General features: G+C 31.8%; 21 protein-coding genes. 11 read left to right on the plus strand and 10 right to left on the minus strand.

Going from position 1 to position 18812, the window contains the following annotated elements:
• Positions 1-3: 3 nt before the first annotated feature.
• From ACZ451_RS12380 to ACZ451_RS12400, 5 genes are read right to left on the minus strand one after another with little or no spacing between them, the layout of a single operon-like run.
• The gene (locus ACZ451_RS12380) at positions 4-1020 is read right to left on the minus strand and encodes a hypothetical protein (protein WP_464212849.1); all 1017 of its coding nucleotides are present in this window, start codon (positions 1018-1020) and stop codon (positions 4-6) included.
• A gap of 46 nt (positions 1021-1066) precedes the next feature.
• Positions 1067-1663 carry an LURP-one-related family protein gene (locus tag ACZ451_RS12385; protein WP_464212851.1) on the minus strand — a complete coding sequence of 199 codons (597 nt, stop codon included), beginning with the start codon at positions 1661-1663 and terminating at the stop codon, positions 1067-1069.
• Between the two features lie 50 nt (positions 1664-1713).
• Positions 1714-2247: an RsmD family RNA methyltransferase gene (locus ACZ451_RS12390; RefSeq protein ID WP_464212853.1), complete on the minus strand. Its 534-nt coding sequence runs from the start codon at positions 2245-2247 to the stop codon at positions 1714-1716.
• Positions 2248-3102: a DUF3822 family protein gene (locus ACZ451_RS12395; RefSeq protein WP_464212854.1), complete on the minus strand. Its 855-nt coding sequence runs from the start codon at positions 3100-3102 to the stop codon at positions 2248-2250. It lies immediately after the preceding gene.
• Positions 3059-3706 carry a hypothetical protein gene (locus ACZ451_RS12400; RefSeq protein WP_464212856.1) on the minus strand — a complete coding sequence of 216 codons (648 nt, stop codon included), beginning with the start codon at positions 3704-3706 and terminating at the stop codon, positions 3059-3061. The genes ACZ451_RS12395 and ACZ451_RS12400 overlap by 44 nt, the downstream gene beginning before the upstream one ends.
• 105 nt (positions 3707-3811) lie before the next feature.
• Here ACZ451_RS12400 and ACZ451_RS12405 point away from each other — a divergent pair, with 105 nt between their 5' ends.
• From ACZ451_RS12405 to ACZ451_RS12435, 7 genes are all read left to right on the plus strand, one after another.
• Positions 3812-5251, plus strand: coding sequence for an ATP-dependent DNA helicase (locus ACZ451_RS12405; RefSeq protein ID WP_464212858.1), 1440 nt, complete (start codon positions 3812-3814; stop codon positions 5249-5251).
• A 96-nt stretch (positions 5252-5347) separates the two neighbouring features.
• The gene (locus tag ACZ451_RS12410; RefSeq protein ID WP_464212860.1) at positions 5348-5920 is read left to right on the plus strand and encodes a DUF4126 domain-containing protein; all 573 of its coding nucleotides are present in this window, start codon (positions 5348-5350) and stop codon (positions 5918-5920) included.
• Between the two features lie 51 nt (positions 5921-5971).
• Entirely contained in the window at positions 5972-6685 is a 714-nt protein-coding gene (gene kdsB / locus ACZ451_RS12415) for a 3-deoxy-manno-octulosonate cytidylyltransferase (RefSeq protein WP_464216925.1), read from the plus strand.
• Entirely contained in the window at positions 6676-7377 is a 702-nt protein-coding gene (locus tag ACZ451_RS12420) for an HAD family hydrolase (protein ID WP_464212862.1), read from the plus strand. Before kdsB ends, ACZ451_RS12420 begins: the two co-directional genes overlap by 10 nt.
• Positions 7378-8001 (plus strand): CatA-like O-acetyltransferase, encoded by a 624-nt coding sequence (locus ACZ451_RS12425; RefSeq protein ID WP_464212864.1) that lies wholly within the window; start codon positions 7378-7380, stop codon positions 7999-8001. It begins immediately after the preceding gene.
• A 6-nt stretch (positions 8002-8007) separates the two neighbouring features.
• On the plus strand, positions 8008-9084 hold the full coding sequence (locus ACZ451_RS12430) for an iron-containing alcohol dehydrogenase family protein (RefSeq protein ID WP_464212866.1): 1077 nt from the start codon (positions 8008-8010) through the stop codon (positions 9082-9084).
• A gap of 59 nt (positions 9085-9143) precedes the next feature.
• Entirely contained in the window at positions 9144-9653 is a 510-nt protein-coding gene (locus ACZ451_RS12435) for a 1-acyl-sn-glycerol-3-phosphate acyltransferase (RefSeq protein WP_464212868.1), read from the plus strand.
• 18 nt (positions 9654-9671) lie between these two features.
• Here ACZ451_RS12435 and ACZ451_RS12440 read toward each other — a convergent pair whose 3' ends face one another.
• A complete protein-coding gene (locus ACZ451_RS12440; protein ID WP_464212870.1) occupies positions 9672-10169 on the minus strand; it encodes a hypothetical protein in 498 nt (165 codons plus the stop codon).
• A gap of 373 nt (positions 10170-10542) precedes the next feature.
• On the opposite strand from ACZ451_RS12440, the gene ACZ451_RS12445 reads away from it, so the two are divergent.
• The 4 genes from ACZ451_RS12445 to ACZ451_RS12460 all read left to right on the plus strand — a co-directional run bounded on the left by ACZ451_RS12445 (position 10543) and on the right by ACZ451_RS12460 (position 12832).
• Positions 10543-10761, plus strand: coding sequence for a hypothetical protein (locus ACZ451_RS12445; RefSeq protein WP_464212872.1), 219 nt, complete (start codon positions 10543-10545; stop codon positions 10759-10761).
• Positions 10762-10992: 231 nt separating this feature from the next.
• Positions 10993-11220, plus strand: a complete 228-nt coding sequence (locus tag ACZ451_RS12450) for a hypothetical protein (protein ID WP_464212874.1) — start codon at positions 10993-10995, stop codon at positions 11218-11220.
• 512 nt (positions 11221-11732) lie between these two features.
• Positions 11733-12236 carry a hypothetical protein gene (locus ACZ451_RS12455; protein ID WP_464212876.1) on the plus strand — a complete coding sequence of 168 codons (504 nt, stop codon included), beginning with the start codon at positions 11733-11735 and terminating at the stop codon, positions 12234-12236.
• Between the two features lie 377 nt (positions 12237-12613).
• On the plus strand, positions 12614-12832 hold the full coding sequence (locus ACZ451_RS12460; RefSeq protein ID WP_464212878.1) for a hypothetical protein: 219 nt from the start codon (positions 12614-12616) through the stop codon (positions 12830-12832).
• Positions 12833-12943: 111 nt separating this feature from the next.
• On the opposite strand, the gene pdeM is transcribed toward ACZ451_RS12460, so the two are convergent.
• The 4 genes from pdeM to ACZ451_RS12480 are packed head-to-tail and all read right to left on the minus strand — an operon-like array spanning position 12944 to position 18695.
• Positions 12944-13585 carry a ligase-associated DNA damage response endonuclease PdeM gene (pdeM, locus tag ACZ451_RS12465; RefSeq protein ID WP_464212880.1) on the minus strand — a complete coding sequence of 214 codons (642 nt, stop codon included), beginning with the start codon at positions 13583-13585 and terminating at the stop codon, positions 12944-12946.
• Positions 13586-13592: 7 nt separating this feature from the next.
• Positions 13593-16058, minus strand: coding sequence for a ligase-associated DNA damage response DEXH box helicase (locus tag ACZ451_RS12470; protein ID WP_464212882.1), 2466 nt, complete (start codon positions 16056-16058; stop codon positions 13593-13595).
• A complete protein-coding gene (locus ACZ451_RS12475; protein WP_464212884.1) occupies positions 16051-17655 on the minus strand; it encodes an ATP-dependent DNA ligase in 1605 nt (534 codons plus the stop codon). Before ACZ451_RS12475 ends, ACZ451_RS12470 begins: the two co-directional genes overlap by 8 nt.
• Entirely contained in the window at positions 17652-18695 is a 1044-nt protein-coding gene (locus ACZ451_RS12480; protein WP_464212886.1) for a ligase-associated DNA damage response exonuclease, read from the minus strand. Before ACZ451_RS12480 ends, ACZ451_RS12475 begins: the two co-directional genes overlap by 4 nt.
• Between the last annotated feature and the right edge of the window lie 117 nt (positions 18696-18812).

An 18812-nucleotide genomic window follows, 5' to 3' on the forward strand; every position in this document is an offset into this window, starting at 1 on the left:
TTCTTATTTAGACTTTTTTACTACTTTATTAAGTTCCTTGATGTCATTTTCTTTAAGTTTACGAGTAGATAAACCTTCTGAATGAGTTTGATACGCTATATTCCCTGTTTTTCCATTAATTAAAGTAATAAGTTTTTTATTATTTATTTGAGAATACATGAAGTAATAAAAATCTGATGAATTTTCATCTAAAATTTTTTCTTCTATTTCCTCATAGTCAACTATTTTGTAATCAAAAGAATATAAATTCATTAGTTCTTTAAAATCCAAAACTTTTTCTTCACTAGGTTTTGCCAAATTTTTTTTACCAAAAGCATAATTAGTATTACTAGCTATATTACGATCAATATAGAGTGTTGTATTTTTTAATTTTTTAATTTCTTTAGATATAAATTTTTTATTTAAATCATATGTTTTTTCATTCTTGATAGAATTATTAATGAGCTGTAAGAAATTTTTTAGATATCCTAATCTAAAGTTTACTAAATCACCATTTAAGCTAGCACTCATTGTCTTATAATTATTTTTTGATTCAACATTGAATGTTTTTGCTTTTGAAAAAGCATTAGAAATAGTTTTGGTTATCAACTCTGTATTTGGATTAAAATATACCGTAGCTACTGTGGATGAATACCAATCTAATTCATTTTCTTTTTTCTTGGTATTTAATTTGTCTACTATATTTATATCTAATGCAAAAATTAGAAGTGTTAAACCAATGCTCTGTTCGGGTACTACGGTCGTAGAATTAAATTCAACTATAACATCATTAACGTTTACATTATTTTTATCAAAATCTTTAGTATGTATAATTTCATATGGGGTAACAGTCCAGACACCTTTTAAAATATTATTGTACTCTTCTTTGGTATATGTAGCTGGCAGAATAAATTTTGTTGCTTTATTGTAGAAACGGTCTAAATTTCTTTTGCTGATTTTTTCAACATTTACTTGGGCAGAAGAAAAGGTGGGTATTGTTAGGATTAGGCTTAATAAAAAATGATAAATTTTAAATTTCATAATTGGTTTGGTTGGTTATAGAATAGTAAAATATTAAAAAATAAAATTAACCTCTTCTTCTTTCTAATAAAATCATCATCATTAAACCAAGAATTACTCTTTGGTCATCATCATTATCAATTTCTGCTAGCTTGCTTACTTCAAATTTTCTTCCAAAGAAAGAAGCTTCTTTTTTAAGCCTAACCATTGGTTTGTTTTCTAGATTGGTCACGATATAACTAGGGTTAAATAAATAACCTGTAAACATGCTTAATATAGGGATTTGTCCTAAAAGTGCATCTAATACTTTTACCCAAGCATTTTCTTCTCTAATGTGAAATTGTAATTTTTGGTGTTGGTCTATTAACTCATAATGTGCTTTCCAAATAGAGGTCCAACCTTTGCGAGCTACTTTTCCTAGTTCTACTCCTTCGCTATCCGTTATACTATACGCAGCGGAGAAATCAATCCAGCGATCCGCTTTAATTTTAAAGTTTACTTTTGTTTTAGTTTCATCAGAAAAAATAGAAATATCTTCTTTTAGCTTAAACATTTTTTGCTTCACGTAGGCTACCGTTTTTCCGGATGCATCAGTTGCGGTAAAGTCGTTTGCTAAAGATGAAATATTGAATACAAATCGAATCGGAAATTTTAAATCTTGCATGTTCTTGTGTTTTTGATTTATGCTATTGTTACAGGTTTAGTAAAAAAATGTTATTCAAAAAAACTAAAAACACTACCGCCATACCTTCTCTGTTTTACAAAACGGGGTACTTCAGATAAATCGGTATGTTTAGAGTGTTCTATAATAAGCAGTCCATCTTCTAGCAAAAAGTTATTTTTAAAAGTTAATGCTGCTATTTTGGTAAAGTCATCTAAAGAAAGGTCATATGGAGGATCTGCGAAAACAATATGGGCTTTATGATTTGGTTTTTCTAAATAGCTGAATACATCCGTTTTTATAGCATCAATATGCATCTCTAAGCTTTCTGCTGTCTGATTGATAAATTTTATGCAACCTGCATTTGCATCAATACAAAGGATATGTTTGCAACCACGAGAAGAAAACTCATATGCAATATTTCCTGTGCCCGAAAATAAATCTAAAACATTGATATCAGCAAAATAATAACTATTGTTTAAAATATTAAACAAACCTTCTTTTGCCATATCTGTAGTAGGTCTTACGGGAAGTTTTTTAGGAGCAGAGAGCCTTTTCCCTTTATGTTTTCCAGATATTATTCTCATTTATAGAGCGCTTAAAGTAGTAAAGTCTATAGTATTTTCTATTTCATCATTAGAGAAATGATTTAGATTTTTTGGAATATAAACATCTATATTTTTTATATAAGTATAACATATTTCATAGAGTTCGTCTCCCTCTTCAATAGCACCAAACAAGCGTAGTTTCACCGTCTCAGTATCCAACTCTAATTGCTCTAATGCAAATAAAATATAATAGATAAAATCTTCTTTAGAAGAAAAGCTATAGCTATTGTATAACAATAGTTTTTTATTAGAAATGATCGTCACATCAAGTTGCTGTTCTAGAACATGTACATAACATACCGTCTCTTTTCCTTTATTAAAATTATTTAATAAGGTTTCTATTAAAACAGTACCATTGTGTTTAAACTCAAATTCACCAAATAATTCATAAATGTAGTTATTAATATTTACAAAAGGTACGTAAGCGTTTATAATATCATAACTATTTATTTCATCATATGTGATATGATCATTGGCTAAAATTTTGGTATTAAATTTTAGGTAGTTTACCAATTCTTTTTCGTCAAATAATGCTTTAGGGATGATACTAAAAAGGATGTTTCTGTGAATTACGGTAACATCAGAAAAAGACATTTTAGGTATCCCTTCTTCTTCTAAAAGCTCTTTTAATTTTTTCAGCACTTTAAAAGGAATAAGCTCTTCTTGAAAAATAATACTTTTAGATTTTAATATTTTGTTTCCAATAGTATCTAGGATACAAAAAGAAAGTCCATTCAAACTAATTTGAATGGACAATTTTTTATGTGCTAAAGTAGAATCTTCTTTAGTATTAGTTATCTCCTCTTCTGTCATAAATTGCAGGCCAGTTACCATTGGTACTTACTTCTTCCATAGAACCTAAAGTAATGAATTCTCCATTTACTTCATCTACACTTTCTAATAACTTTTCTCTCTTTAATAAGTCTTTTGGCTGATCAAAGAGAATTTCATCTTTACTCGCTTTTACTTCAAAAACGGATGCCTTAAAGTTACTTTTTTCAATAGTACCAGCACTGATAGAAAATTGTTTATTTTCAGTGAATGGAATATTCATTAAAGTTTTAAATCTATTATCTCCTTTAAATAAGGAGTCTTTTACAGGAACAAAACCTAATGTATCTATAAGTCTTTCTTCTACTACTTCGTCTATACCAAAATCTTTATTAAACCGTGTATAAGAAGTATCTCTTTGTTGTGTAATAACGTAATTACCAGTTTCAATAAAATTTATGAGATTCTTAAAGTTTCCAGCATAAACCCCTTTTGTTTTTTTATGCGCTTCCTGGGCATTTTTAATATCTTTAAGTTTGCTAATTACAGCTGCGTAGCGCTCTTTTTTAGTATTGTCAAACTCTATGGGAGCATTAACAGAATCATAGATTAAATATCCTAAACCAATGCATGCAATCCAAAGTACAATTTGTAAAACAGTCTTCATTATTTTTAAATGTGTTATTTTATTAACCCTTTGACACAAATCTACAATTTTTTTTTAATCACAAAAGTATTTCTACTTAAAAATCATTATTATCTTTGATGGAATATGAAAGCCATAACAGCTGCTACTTTTTCTACCATTTTACAAGATAAATTTCCGCATCAACCAACCAGCAAGCAAAATACAGCATTAAGTGAGCTCGCCGCATTTATTTTATCTGCTGATAAGGAGACTGTTTTTCTTTTAAAAGGCTTTGCAGGAACAGGAAAAACAACCATAATAGGTACCATAGTTTCTAATTTGTGGCAGACTACTATGAAAACAGTTCTTATGGCTCCAACGGGTAGAGCTGCTAAAGTAATGTCTAATTATTCTAAAACAAAAGCATTTACCATTCATAGAAAAATTTATTTTCCAAAAAAGCAAAGCGGAGGTGGTGTACAATTTGTAATGGCACCAAATAAACATAGGAATACTATTTTTATCGTAGATGAGGCTTCTATGATACCAGATACTCCGGCAGATTCAAAGCTTTTTGAAAACGGATCTCTTTTAGATGATCTTATCATGTTTGTATATGGTGGGCATAATTGCAAACTTATTTTAATAGGAGATACAGCACAGTTGCCACCCGTAAAATTAGACTTAAGTCCGGCATTAAATCCAAATACATTATCCTTAAATTATAATAAAGAAGTTACCCTTTTAGAACTAGATGAAGTAGTACGGCAAGCAGAAGATTCAGGAATATTATACAATGCCACTAATTTAAGAGAGCAATTGCAATCTGAGTTTTATGAAGATTTTAAATTTGATGTAGCTCCTTTTACTGATATTAGTAGACTTATAGAAGGCAATGAAATTTTAGAAGCTATAGAAGATTCTTATGCAGTACATGGAAAAGAAGAAACTGCTTTTATTGTTAGATCTAATAAAAGAGCAAACTTGTATAACGAAAATATAAGACAACGTATTTTATATTTAGAAAATGAAATTGCTGTAGGCGATTTTATGATGGTGGTAAAGAATAACTATTTCTGGCTAAAACCAAATTCTGAAGCAGGTTTTATTGCAAATGGAGATATTGTTGAAGTATTAGAAATATTTGCTATTAAAGAACTTTACACTTTTAAGTTTGCAGAAGTGAAAGTTAAAATGGTAGATTATCCAAATCAAGAGCCTTTTGAAACTGTTTTGTTGCTTGATACGATAAAAGCAGAAACTCCATCTTTGCCCTATGAAGATGGCAATAGATTGTACCAAGAAGTGATGAAAGATTATGAAAATGAAACTTCTAAATACAAGAAGTTTTTAGCGGTAAAGAATAATAAGTTTTTTAATGCGCTACAGGTAAAATTCTCGTATGCAATTACCTGTCATAAATCTCAGGGAGGACAATGGAATACTGTTTTTGTAGAACAACCTTATATGCCCAACGGCATTGATAAGGAGTATTTGCGTTGGTTGTATACAGCAGTTACTCGTGCAAAAAATAAGTTGTATTTAATTGGGTTTAAGAACGATTTTTTTGTTGTTGAGGAATGAGTTAAATTCGTTTGAGAATGGATAAGATTAAAACTGAAAATCTATAAAATATTTTGGAATAGTTTTTGGAATACTTAGATAAACAAACTTTTTTAAATGACACAAGAAACCATCATCAGTATTTTTTTAGGAATAGGACTTGCAGCTTCAGTAGGGTTTAGGGTTTTTTTGCCTCTGTTTGCACTAAGCTTAGTAGCTTATTTTGGTAAATTTGAACTTAACGAAAGCTGGCAATGGATAGGAAGCTTAGCAGCATTAATAACACTAGGAGTAGCAATGTTAGTAGAAACATTTGCCTATTTTATCCCTTGGGTAGATAATGCCCTTGATAGTGTTGCAGTTCCACTTGCAGCAATAGCAGGTACTGCGGTAGTAGTATCTACAGTAGCAAATTTAGATCCATTACTTACTTGGTCTTTAGCCATCATAGCAGGTGGTGGAACAGCAACCGTAATAAAAGGAGCCTCAGCAACAAGCAGATTAGCTTCCACTGCTACAACTGGCGGCTTGGCAAATCCAATAGTATCAACAGTAGAAACAGGTACTGCAGTTGTAGTAACTACGGCCTCTATATTTGCTCCTTTTGTAGCAGCTATATTAGTTTGTATCATTTTAGTGATAATTTTTAGAATTTATAGAAAGTTAAGACCTAAAAAGAACCGAACTTAGCAAACTGTTTGTACATCATACATTTATTTTTATCAGATGAAAAAAATTGCAATGATTCCCGCACGTTATGCAGCATCTCGTTTTCCTGCAAAATTAATGCAAGACTTGGCAGGCAAACCTGTTATATTGAGAACCTACGAAGCTGCTTTAGCTACAACACTTTTTGATGAAGTTTATGTAGTAACGGATAGTAATGTAATTTTTAATACAATTGTAAATGCTGGCGGCAATGCAATAATGAGTAAAAAAGAACACGACTGTGGCAGTGATAGAATTGCGGAAGCTGTTGCAGATATGGATGTAGATATTATTGTAAATGTTCAAGGAGATGAACCCTTTACAGATAAAGAAAGCTTAGCAAGTGTTTTAGAGGTGTTTCAAAAAGACACAAAAAAAGAAATAGATTTAGCATCTTTAATGGTGAAAATTACGGATTGGGATGAGATAAATAACCCGAATACGGTAAAAGTAATTGTAGATCACAACAACTTTGCATTGTATTTTTCGCGTTCACCAATTCCATTTCCTAGAGCTAAAAATGTAGGAAGCATTTATTATAAACACAAGGGTATTTATGCTTTTCGAAAAAGTGCATTATTAGATTTTCCACGTTTACCAATGTTGCAATTAGAAGCAACAGAAAAAATAGAAGCTATTCGCTATTTGGAATATGGTAAGAAATTAAAAATGGTAGAAACTACAGTAACTGGGATAGAAATAGATACTCCTGAAGATTTAGAAAGAGCAAAAAAGGCATGGAAATAGACTACAGCACCGTAAAAGTTATTGGTTTTGATGCTGATGACACGCTTTGGGTGAACGAAACTTATTTTAGAGATACGGAAGAAGCATTTGCTAGCTTACTGGAGCAATACGAAACTAAAAACAAGATAGACCAAGAGCTTTTTAAAATGGAAATGAAAAACCTTGAGCTTTATGGTTATGGAATAAAAGGTTTTATGTTGTCTATGATAGAATCTGCAATAGACTTATCTAATGCTAATGTATCTACAGAAGTGCTTACACATATATTAGAGTTAGGTAAAGATATGATAAGGCGTCCGGTAGAATTATTAAATGGAGTAGAAGAGACCTTAAAAAAATTAGCCCCAAAATACCGTTTAATAGTTTTAACGAAAGGAGATTTGCTAGATCAGGAACGTAAAATAGAACGTTCTAATTTATCACGATATTTTCATCATGTAGAAGTTTTAAGCGATAAAAAAGAATCGAATTACAGGCATTTACTTGATCATTTAGAAATAGATGTAAAAGAATTTTTAATGGTTGGTAATTCTTTAAAATCAGATATTTTACCCTTAGTGCATATAGGAGCTAAAGCAATACACATCCCATTTCATACCACATGGGAGCACGAGAAAGTTTCTAAAAATGAAACGAATGGGAAAGCGTTTGATACTCTAGAAAAAATAGAAGATATTTTAAAAATACTGTAAATGAAATATCTAGATGTAAATACATGGAATAGGAGGCAGCATTTTAATTTTTTCAACACCTTTGCAGACCCTTATTTTGCTGTAAGTTCATTTTTAGATGTTACTCATGCATTTGCATTTTCAAAGAAAGAAAGTGTTAGTTTTTTTGCGGTATACCTACATGCTTGTTTAAAGGCAATGAATACGATAGAAAACTTTAAATACAGAATACAAGACAACAGTGTAATAATTCATGATATCATTCATGCATCAGCTACCATATTAAGACCTGATAAAACTTTTGGTTTTTCTTTTATTGCGTTTGATGAAAGCATTGTTATTTTTGAAGAAAATATGAAAAAAGAAAAAGAACGGATATATAATTCTAATGAACTTTTCCCGCCTACAAATTCTGACGATTGTATTTATTGTTCTGCTTTACCGTGGATAGCTTTTAACAATCATAAAGAGCCAGTGAGTAGCCATAAAGAGTCTGTTCCTAAAGTAGCATTTGGTAAGGCACTAAAAAATAATAATAGATTAGAAATGAATGTCTCCGTTAGTGTTAACCATGCATTGGTAGACGGTTTTCATGTTGGACTTTTTTTTGAAAAATTTCAGCAGAGTTTAAATGAATATAAATAATTTAGAATGAAGTTTAAGAATTTCCCAATGGTACCAAGAGTAGTTTTTGGTGATGGTAGTTTTCAGCAGTTGGGAGAAATTCTTTTGCCTAAGCGCAAAAATTCAGAAGCCCCTTTTATATTTTTGGTAGACGACGTTTTTGAAAATAAAGAATTAAGTAATGAACTCCCTTTATTATTTAAAGATCAAGTAATATTTATTCCTACTGTAGAAGAACCTAAAACAACACAAGTTGATGCTATAGTAGAAATGATAAAGACTACCTTTTCTGAAGTACCTTCTGGTATTATAGGTATTGGTGGAGGTACTGTTTTAGATTTTGCAAAAGCAGTTGCCATAATGATAACAAACCCTGGTAAAACTGAAGCGTATCAAGGTTGGGATTTAGTAAAAAAACCGGCAATATATCATGTGGGAATACCAACGATAAGTGGTACTGGAGCAGAAGTTTCTAGAACAACAGTATTAATGGGATCAGAGAAAAAGTTAGGAATTAACTCAGATTATACCCCTTTTGATCAGGTTATTTTAGATCCTAGTATTACACAAGGAGTTCCTAAAGAGCAATGGTTTTATACGGGGATGGACTGTTATATACATTGTATAGAATCTTTAAATGGAACGTATTTAAATGCCTTTAGTCAGAGTTATGGTGAAAAAGCTTTAGAATTATGTAAAGAAGTATATTTAAATGATATTTCTGAGGCAGCATCTAGAGCTAAATTAATGATGGCTTCTTGGCATGGCGGCATGAGCATAGCATATAGTCAAGTAGGAGTAGCGCACGCATTAAGTTACGGTTTATCTTTTGTATTAGGTGTAAAACATGGAATAGGAAATTGCTTGGTATTTCAACATTTAGAAGAGTTTTATCCAGAAGGTGTTGCCATATTTAATAAAATGAAAAAAAGGCATCAGATTGTACTTCCAAAAAATATTTGCAAAGACTTATCTGATACAAAATTTGACCTTATGATTAAGGTGGCTTTGAGTTTAGAACCATTATGGGAGAATGCTATTGGTGAAAACTGGAAAAATAGTATTACTCCAAAAAAATTAAAGGCGATCTACAAAAAAATATAAAAGATTTTACAAGCGATAGCATGAGACAAAAATTGGCAACCTTTATTTACTTTAAAATCATGAAGTGGAAGCTTATTGGGAACTTCCCTAAAGTAGATAAGTGTATTATCATTGTAATTTCGCATACAAGTTGGTTAGACCTATTTTTAGGAATGTTAATACGGAGTGTTTGGAATATAAAAGTCGGTTTTATTGCTAAGAAAAGTTTGTTTACACCAGGTGTAGGTTGGTTTATAAGAAAAGTTGGTGGCGCGCCAATTGAAAGGAATAAAAAAAAGGACTCAGTCACTGCAATCGCAAATATTTTTAAATCACGAGACGTTTTTCGTCTAGCGCTTTCTCCAGAAGGAACCAGGAAAAAAGTAAGCAAATTAAAAACGGGGTTTTATTATATAGCAAAAAAAGCAAATATTCCAGTAATTATGGTTGCTTTTGATTATGGACACAAACAAATTAAAGTTTCTGATGCTATATATCCAACAGATGATATAGAAGCAGACTTTAAAATGTATAAAGCGTTTTTTAAAGGAGTAATTGGTAAGGTACCGGAATACAGTTTTGAAGGTTAGTGTATTTAATTTAAATCATTAGGTTTTCCTTAAAATAGTTTCTGGTTTTTTCTTTTCTTCCTTTTTAGTATTTCCTGGAAAAATCAGATTGGTGCTAGAATAGCTTGAACCAAATGTTGCTGCTGCCAAATAAACCTGATTTATAGCATCTAAAACTTGGTTTTCTGTTAGCTCTTGTAATGGGTGCGCAAAAACAGACCATATAATTTCGTCACTTAGGGCATATTTTACATCTAAAGCAGAATGGAAATTTGCAACCAAAGCATTTAAAAGTTCTTCTTCTCCTATTTTTTCTCTTTCTACAATTGGAGAAATAATACGCATTCGGTTTGCATTTTCATCATGAATACATATTAATAAATGATTTTTATACTGAAATTGTATGCCATTTCCTGTAGTTTGTAAGGTGTCTGCAACTTGGTAGATCAATTCTGATAATTTGGTTGCATCCATTTCTTGTGCATTACTATTCGTAATACTAAGAAAAAACACAGAAAAAATAATTAAATACTTCATAATGTAGAACGGTTTATTATTAAGTCGGGAGATTATCTTTTAGATTACATTAAAGATATTCTATTCTATTGAGCATATCAAAATAATGAGACATTAATGTTTGTTTCGCTATGTTTATACATTTATTATAGTAGGTGATAAAAATACGTTGCTTCTATTTATTATAGTGGTTTCAGATGAAATGCACATAGTTTCGGTAAGCGAAACATCGATGAACTACCGTTACCGATTAAACCAAACGCTTTATCTGAGAATTGCGCAGATACCGAAAAACGAGGTGTTTTGGGCGACTTTTATCTATTTAAGCTTGTTGTTACTAGTACCTTTGTAGTGTAACAAACTAGTACCTTTGTAGTGTAACAAAGAAGAAGTCATGAAAACAATTATCACATTTATCTTTATCCTTTTTATTTCTCTATCTGCGCAAGCACAAGATAAGAAAGAAGCAGTAAAAGTAGCTACGGTAAAGACTTCAGTTGTTTTAAAAACGACTACTAAAACTGAAGTAGCACGTTTATACATGTACAAGAATTCTAGAGTTAAAAAAGAATTATCATTTTATACAAAAAAGAGAAAATCTAAACTAGCCTAATATATAGTTGATTTTACAACCATTAAAAGACCTCTTTATGAGGTCTTTTTTATTTTAACTTCTTTAGTATAATTTCATTTCATAAAATGCTATGCTTTAGTCCTATCTTATAAAAAAATGCTTTATCTAGGTGCTAAGTAGCTTCACCGAAAGATAATTTGCATTCACCGATTGATGTTCAAAAAAGTTAGGATGTAGTTCTACCTTTGGAGTGTAACAAGCAAATTAATTATGAAAACAATAATCACATTTAGTATTATTCTATTTATTTCTGTATCCATACAAGCACAAAATAAAAAAGTAGAAAGTAAAGTAAAGCCCATTCAAAAAACGGTAGTTATAAAGAGTACATCAATTGATAGCATACATAGCGTAACCCGCTTATATCGAAATAAGAAATGTAGGATTTGGAAAGAGTTATTATTTGGTTTAAAAAAGAATAAATCTAAATTTGCTTGATTAAAATGCATGTTACACTTGCATGAAAGGCCTCTATATGAGGTCTTTTTTTACGGGCTATTTTAAATGTAAATGTTCTAAGAGATATTATTTACTTTACCAGGATTATTCTTTAGACTTTTTAAATTTATTATCTTAGTTCTTAACAAGCAAATATTGTTAATAAGTATATCCAATTTGTTATAGGTAATTCTGATCATAAAAAATAACTTGGAAAAATTTGTAAAGTAGCTTTTGGAGGAAATTTAGATAAGCTGAAGTTACTCTTAAAAAATAAAATTTGGACTTAACAAAAAAATGAATTTTTGACTCCATTTCATTCAATATTTGAAAAATAAAATCTGGATTGCCTAAAATTATTAATTGATGAAGTTGCGGATATTGAGTTCATTCATACTAATGGTGGAGGTTTTCCTTTGGACCGTATGTTGATATAGCTGTTCAGGTAAATATTAACATAGGTGGAAAAGAAAATTCGGATGTTATAAATACTCTTAGAAAGCACAAAATATATGCGAGAAGTAGAAAGGAAAATGAATGATAATGATCTAAAAAAACTGCAATATAATAATACATCATCTTTGAGAATGTCTATTATATCAATGGTCATTGGATTTTTTCTATTATACTATTTATGGGGACGAGATATTATATTTGTGAAAATTCTATGCGGAATTATTGGTTTTTTAGGTTTTTTAGGTTTTTGGGAATATTTTTTTAGTCAAAAAAAGAAAAAAGACCAAAGCGAAAAAATGAAAATTATAGTTAAGACCAAAATAATAGACAAAAAAACAGTTGTTATGAGATCTTCAGGAGATAGTAGTAACCATGACGAGACTAAATATAGACTATTCTTTGAAAATTCTAAAAGTTATGATGTTAAAGATTATATATTTAATAAAATTCAAATAGGTAATGAAATTGAAATAGAATATGCAAAGCACTCAAAATGGATTATCAATATATATTGTAAATCAATGAATATTGAAAATGATGCTTTGGTCCAACAGTATTGATAAAAAACTACTTACACAAAGTAATTTTCATTAATGCCAAATATAAGCTTTCTATTGAGGTTTATTTATTTTTTCAGTATCAGTAAAAAAAAATTTCTCAATTGGATGGAAAACACTCAGAAAACAATCTGTGTTATATCAAAGAGTAGCTGAAATAAGACTCGTTTTAATTTAATATAACCTTATCAATTTCACAAAATCCAGATAAAATGCACATAGTTTCGGTGAGCGAAAGATCGATGAACTACCCTTGTCGATTAAACTAAACGCTTTATCTGAGAATTGCACAGATACCGAAAAACAGGGTGTTTTGGGCGACTTTTATCTATTTAAGCTTGTTGTTGCTAGTACCTTTGTAGTGTAACAAAGAAGAAGTCATGAAAACAATTATCACATTTATCTTTATCCTTTTTATTTCTGTATCAGCGCAAGCACAAGCTAAAAAAGAAGTAAAGAAAGTAGATACAGTAAAGACCTCAGTTGTTTTAAAAACGACTACAAAAACTGAAGTAGCACGTTTATACATGTACAAGAATTCTAGAGTTAAGAAAGAATTATCATTTTATACAAAATCAAGAAAAACAAAGTTAGCATAGTTATATTAAGGGTTGTTTATTATTTATATAAGTAGAAAGAGACCACAATTTAGGTCTCTTTTTTGTTGGTATAAATTGTGTACTTATAAAATGATCAGCTATCAAATACAGTTAAATTAGTACGACTTCATTATCCGCTATAATATAAACTTCATGATCTTCTTCCTGATGTTTTAATTCAAAAGTACCCGTAAAATCTCCAAAAGCAGGAAGAATTAATTGGTGATGACTTTTAAAAAAGCATGGTAATTTAAGTTTTTGTTTTCCTACTCCTTTAAGTGTAACACTTGGATGAATGTGTCCACAAAAAATAAAATTAGAGGTAGGATTTTCTTGAGGATGATGTGTTAACAGAAAACCGTCTATCTCTTTCTTATTCAATACTTCAATGCCTAAAGCTTTATAATGCGACTCGGAAATAATATCATGATTTCCTTCAATTAATATTATTTCAAAATTGCATTGTACTACCCAATTTTTAAAATACTCCCATTCTATATTTAAATAGCTATGGAATAAATCTCCTAAAAAATAGAGTACTTCTGGCTTAAAGTAAGTGATAACATCATTTAATTTAGTAAAATTATTTTCAATGGCTTGTTCAGGAACAGCACTTCCATGTTTTCTAAAGTGTGTAATTTTACCCAAGTGAACATCAGCAATAAGTAAAGCTTTTTGTTCTACCCAATACATAGCACCGCTGGGGTGCATGGTAAAATGATTTTTTTTAATACTGGTAGTCACTGTTTTCATGCAAGGACTATTTTTCTAGTTGTTTGATCATTCTTCGGATACGATCCGCTAATTTTTCTGAGGATAGCTTTTCTCTTAATCGATCTGTAATAATAGGAAATGAAAAAGGAGTTGGTTTTTTACAAGACTTCCAAATAATCTCTTGCCTATTTATTCTTTCTAATGCTATTTGCAAACGACCTTCTTCTAGTTGGTGTTCAAATGTTTCTGTAAACGCTTGCTGAAACAATAAATTATCTGGTTCGTATTCTCTAAAAACATCAAATAATAATTGCGAACTAGATTGCAGGTGTTTGCTCTTCAACATTTTATCTGGATACCCTGTAAAGACCAGTCCAGAAATTACAGCAATATCTCTAAATTTTCTTCTTGCCATTTCAGTAGCATTTAAACTCTTCTGTAAATCGCTTTTTAAATAAGCAGTACTGAATAAATCATTATCCAGTATTTGCTGAATGTCTATCTCTTGATCAGATAATAGTTCAAAACCATAGTCATTAAAGGCAATAGAGAATGTTATAGGGTTAAGTAAGCTGATGCGGTAGGCTAATAAACTACTTAAAGCCTCATGTACAAAACGACCCTCAAACGGGTAACATAGCATATGATAACCATCTCTAGTTTTAAAGCTTTCTATTAAAAACTGATTTGAATTAGGAACAATACTCTCTAACTTCTGACGCTGAAAAATATGGGACAAGGCTTTGCCTTCTGCTGACTTTTTACCTATAACAGGGTCATTTAAAGCATAGAGTTCTTCTCTAAGTAATGCACTCATTTCTGAAGAAAAACTCATACGTCCACCCATCCAACTAGGTACTTTGGCTGTTTTTTGTTTTGACTTTCTTACCAATACTTGCATATTCTTAATCCTAAAAAGCTCTAGGTTTCTACCAGCAAAAGTAAAGACATCTCCAGGCTTTAATTTTGAAATAAACCACTCTTCAATTGTTCCAATAAACCCACCTTTTAAATATTTAACAGTTAATAAGGCATCGCTTACAATAGTTCCTATTTGTAGCCGGTGTCGCATAGCAATACCTTTGCTGCAGATCACATATTTTCCATCCTCTTCTATGACCACCCGTTTATATTCGTCATAAGCACTTAGACTTTGACTGCCTAAAGTGATAAAATTCAATACCCATTGAAATTGCTCTTTGGTTAAGGTTTGAAAACAAAAAGTGTCACTCACTTCTTTAAAAATTTCTTCTGGATAAAAACCATTAGAAACTGCTAAAGTGGTTAAGTATTGCACCAATACATCAAAGCTATTAAGGTAGGGAATCCGGTCTTCCACGATCATGTCTTTAACGGCATGCTTTAATGCTGAGGCTTCTACCAATTCCATAGCATGTGTTGGTAAAAAGTGAATAACACTTTCTTTTCCAGGAGCATGGCCACTACGTCCTGCGCGTTGTAAAAACCGTGTTACCCCTTTTGGCCCTCCAATTTGAATAATAGTTTCTACTGGAGCAAAATCTACTCCTAAATCTAAGCTAGAGGTACAGATGACAGCTTTTAAACTTTCATTACTAATGGCTTGCTCTACCCAAAGTCGCGTTTCTTTAGCAATACTTCCATGATGCATTGCTATCTCACCCGCAAATTCAGGATGCGTTTCTAAAATTTTCTGAAACCAAATTTCGCATTGCGCTCTGGTATTGGTAAATAGTAATGTTGTTTTACTCTTTTTAATGATAGGGATAACTTCTTCAAGAAGATGTAAGCCTAAATGCCCTCGCCATGGAAAAGTTTCCATAGTTTTAGGAAGAATTGATGTGACTTTAATCTTTTTCTGAAGTTTAGCTTTTATTAAAACCGAATTTTGAAATACGGCTGAATTTGGTCCTAAAAGTACTTTTCTTGCCTGTTCTAAATTGCCTATAGTAGCCGAAATTCCCCAAATACGGAGTTGAGGTGATATGCTTTTTAAACGTGATAAAGCTAACTCCATTTGTACCCCACGTTTACTACCTAATAGCTCATGCCATTCATCTATCACTACTGCAGTTAGCGTTTTAAAGGTCTTTTCATAGTCTTTTGATGCTAATAATAGTTGTAAACTTTCTGGAGTAGTGATCAGCAAATCGGGCATCTTTCGTTTTTGAGCTGCCCGCTCTTTAGTGCTTGTATCTCCAGTTCTGATGCCAACAGTTAGAGGAACTCCTATTTCTGAGGCAAAACGCTCCGTTGCCTGTTTAATTTCTATAGACAACGCGCGTAAGGGCGTAATCCAAATTGCTTTTAATCCTTTTTCATGCTTTTGCAGATAGTTAGGATTGTTTTTGATGTATTGCAAAACTATAGGAACCCATAAAGCATAGGTTTTACCACTTCCTGTTGGCGCATTGAGTAAGCCATTTTTACCTTGTAGAAAAGCTTTCCAAGTTTGTTTTTGAAAAGGAAAGGGTTTCCAGTTTCTGCTTGAAAACCAATCAGCAGCAATTTTTTCTAATTCGTTTCTATTCATTTTCTAAAGAAGGAATTAGCGATTTTAAGTCTTGTAGGGTATTAGCCTCTTTCATTTTTTTGTCCTTTCGCCAGCGGAGTATTCTTGGAAAACGAGTAGCCACTCCACTTTTATGACGCTTTGATAATGCAATGCCTTCAAAAGCAATTTCAAAAACCAGTTCGGGAGTAACACTACGTACAGGGCCAAAACGTTCTAAAGTGTTTTTTTTAATCCAAGCATCTACTTGTTTAAATTCAGCATCTGTTAAGCCAGAATAGGCTTTGGCAAAGGTGACCAACTCATTATTTTCGTTCCATAAAGCAAAAGTATAATCTGTAAATAAATTGGTGCGCCTTCCATGCCCTCGCATCGCATAAGTAAGTACTGCATCTATGGTTAAGGGATCTACTTTCCATTTCCACCAATCTCCTTTTTTACGCCCTACTTGATAGGATGCATCCTTTTTTTTAAGCATTAAACCTTCACTACGCTTAATTCTCGCAGTATTACGCTCTTGTTGTACTGCCTCCCAACTAGAAAAAGATAATGATTGGGAAAGTTGTAAGGGTAAGGAGGCGTTAGAAAGCGAGGATACTAATTTTTCTAATAAAGCTCTTCTCTCTAAAAAAGGTTTTTGGCGGATATCAAGACCTTCCCATTCTAATAAGTCATACGCTTTTACAATAACAGGTGCATCAGCTAGCATTTTTTTGCTCACATTTTTTCTCCCGATTCTAGTCTGTAAAGTATTAAAAGTACCTATTCCATTTTCATTATAAATCAACAATTCTCCATCAATCACTGTGCCGTTAGGAACTATCTCCGTAAAAGCATAAAATTCAGGGAATTTATCGGTTACCAATTCCTCTCCTCGGCTCCAAACAAAAACTTCGTTATCTCTTACAATAATTTGCGCTCTAATACCATCCCATTTATGCTCAATACTCCAATCATTTACATTACCGAGTTCTGCTACAGCGCCTTCTACGCCGTAAGCCAGATAAAAAGGGTAGGGCTTGGATAAATAATCGGAAGCTTTTTCTTCAAGAATCAATTCTTGAAAACTTATAGTAGATGGATTCCAGTTTCCCATTAATTTATGAGCTAATAACGCTTCATCAATTTGGGTAGCTTTAGAGAGTGCTCTGGTCATTAATTTTTGACTAATTCCTATTCTAAAACCACCTGTAATAATTTTAGTAAACACAAACCGCTCATAATAGTTTAAGGCTTTCCAATTTTCTAAAACATACTCTTTTTTTTCTTCTTCAGTTTTTGGTTTCAACGCAATCATTTCCTCAAGAAACTGAGTTAGTGATTTTTCAGTTGATTGCTCTGAATTTGGAACAACTAAGGCAATTGTTTCTGCTAAATCTCCAACAATATGATAAGACTCTTCAAACAACCATAAAGGAATTTTTGCCAATTCAGAAGCCCATGTTCTGAGCAACGTAGTATTTACGGGCCTAGAAGGTCTACGATGTGATAATAATGCAATGGTCCATACTTTATCACTATCCGAAGCATCTTTAAAATAGTTTGCCAATTCATTAACCTTTACAGTAGTCTTATTGGTGTTATCTAGTGTTTCTATTAATGCTGCAAATAATTTCACAAGAGTTCTTCTTTTTCTGTTGAACTGATTAAAGTTTCAGCTGAATTTCCATCTATATTTTCTCCTTCAAATTGTGTACTTTCGGTACGTGCATCATATCCTTTTTCTCGTAAATATTTAGAAAAAATATTGGTATAGCCATGTGTTGTAATTACTTTTTCTGCTCCAGTGGCCGCCACTGATGCTAACAGCCCTTCCCAATCGCAATGATCTGAAATCACAAAACCTTTATCTACAGCTCTTCGTCTTCTTGCGCCTCTAAATGCCATCCATCCACTAGCAGAAGCCGTAACATAAGGAACCATTTTCCTAATCCAAGGACTTCCATGTGTACTAGGCGGTGCTAGAACCATATTCCCTAAAAGATCCTGTTTTTTTGTTTCTTTAGTAATTAAAGTTGTTTGTGGAAAATCTACAAAAGGCCTCACTACATTTGTCATATTTTCTATAGCAGCATGTGTGTAGATTTTACCTACTGAAGGATCTAAGTATTTTAGTAAACGCTGTGCTTTTCCCAAAGAATACCCAAATAATATCGATGTTTTTGCTTCAGCTTGGTTTTCTGTCCACCATTGATTGATGGCGTTAATGGTCTTTTTTTGTGGTACCCATTTAAAAGCAGGTAAACCAAAAGTACATTCTGTGATGAATGTATGGCATTTTATGGGTTCATAAGGGGTTGAAATGCCATCATTTTCTGTTTTATAATCTCCCGTAAATACCCAAACTTCCCCTTTATGTTCTACTCTTACTTGTGAACTCCCTATAATATGCCCTGCAGGATGTAAAGAGAATTTTACATTATTAATTGTAAAAGTTTCCCCATACTCTTTTCCGGAAACTTGAATATCTCCAAGGCGGTGTTTTATGATAGATACATTGGTGTGGTGGGTAATGTATTCTTGATGTCCCCAACGGCTATGATCTGCATGTCCGTGCGTAATAATAGCTTTAGGAACAGGCTTCCATGGGTCTAGATACACATCTGCGGCTTCGCAATAAATACCTTTGTCATTAAAGACTAATAGGGGTGTTTTCAAATTATTTGTTTCAGGTCAATTTTTAAAGGGTAAGTTAATCATAATTCTATTTCTTTTTACAATATTTAATGTATTGAAATAGTTTGTATTTCGCTTTTGTAGCTCACAACATGATAT

The organism is Allocellulophaga tsushimaensis, from assembly GCF_055383085.1.

Coding starts and splice junctions, on each gene's coding strand:
- ACZ451_RS12380 (WP_464212849.1), bottom strand. CDS start 1,020: ATGAAATTTAAAATTTATCATTTTTTATTAAGCCTAATCCTAACAATA.
- ACZ451_RS12385 (WP_464212851.1), bottom strand. CDS start 1,663: ATGCAAGATTTAAAATTTCCGATTCGATTTGTATTCAATATTTCATCT.
- ACZ451_RS12390 (WP_464212853.1), bottom strand. CDS start 2,247: ATGAGAATAATATCTGGAAAACATAAAGGGAAAAGGCTCTCTGCTCCT.
- ACZ451_RS12395 (WP_464212854.1), bottom strand. CDS start 3,102: ATGGTAACTGGCCTGCAATTTATGACAGAAGAGGAGATAACTAATACT.
- ACZ451_RS12400 (WP_464212856.1), bottom strand. CDS start 3,706: ATGAAGACTGTTTTACAAATTGTACTTTGGATTGCATGCATTGGTTTA.
- ACZ451_RS12405 (WP_464212858.1), top strand. CDS start 3,812: ATGAAAGCCATAACAGCTGCTACTTTTTCTACCATTTTACAAGATAAA.
- ACZ451_RS12410 (WP_464212860.1), top strand. CDS start 5,348: ATGACACAAGAAACCATCATCAGTATTTTTTTAGGAATAGGACTTGCA.
- kdsB (WP_464216925.1), top strand. CDS start 5,972: ATGATTCCCGCACGTTATGCAGCATCTCGTTTTCCTGCAAAATTAATG.
- ACZ451_RS12420 (WP_464212862.1), top strand. CDS start 6,676: ATGGAAATAGACTACAGCACCGTAAAAGTTATTGGTTTTGATGCTGAT.
- ACZ451_RS12425 (WP_464212864.1), top strand. CDS start 7,378: ATGAAATATCTAGATGTAAATACATGGAATAGGAGGCAGCATTTTAAT.
- ACZ451_RS12430 (WP_464212866.1), top strand. CDS start 8,008: ATGAAGTTTAAGAATTTCCCAATGGTACCAAGAGTAGTTTTTGGTGAT.
- ACZ451_RS12435 (WP_464212868.1), top strand. CDS start 9,144: ATGAAGTGGAAGCTTATTGGGAACTTCCCTAAAGTAGATAAGTGTATT.
- ACZ451_RS12440 (WP_464212870.1), bottom strand. CDS start 10,169: ATGAAGTATTTAATTATTTTTTCTGTGTTTTTTCTTAGTATTACGAAT.
- ACZ451_RS12445 (WP_464212872.1), top strand. CDS start 10,543: ATGAAAACAATTATCACATTTATCTTTATCCTTTTTATTTCTCTATCT.
- ACZ451_RS12450 (WP_464212874.1), top strand. CDS start 10,993: ATGAAAACAATAATCACATTTAGTATTATTCTATTTATTTCTGTATCC.
- ACZ451_RS12455 (WP_464212876.1), top strand. CDS start 11,733: ATGCGAGAAGTAGAAAGGAAAATGAATGATAATGATCTAAAAAAACTG.
- ACZ451_RS12460 (WP_464212878.1), top strand. CDS start 12,614: ATGAAAACAATTATCACATTTATCTTTATCCTTTTTATTTCTGTATCA.
- pdeM (WP_464212880.1), bottom strand. CDS start 13,585: ATGAAAACAGTGACTACCAGTATTAAAAAAAATCATTTTACCATGCAC.
- ACZ451_RS12470 (WP_464212882.1), bottom strand. CDS start 16,058: ATGAATAGAAACGAATTAGAAAAAATTGCTGCTGATTGGTTTTCAAGC.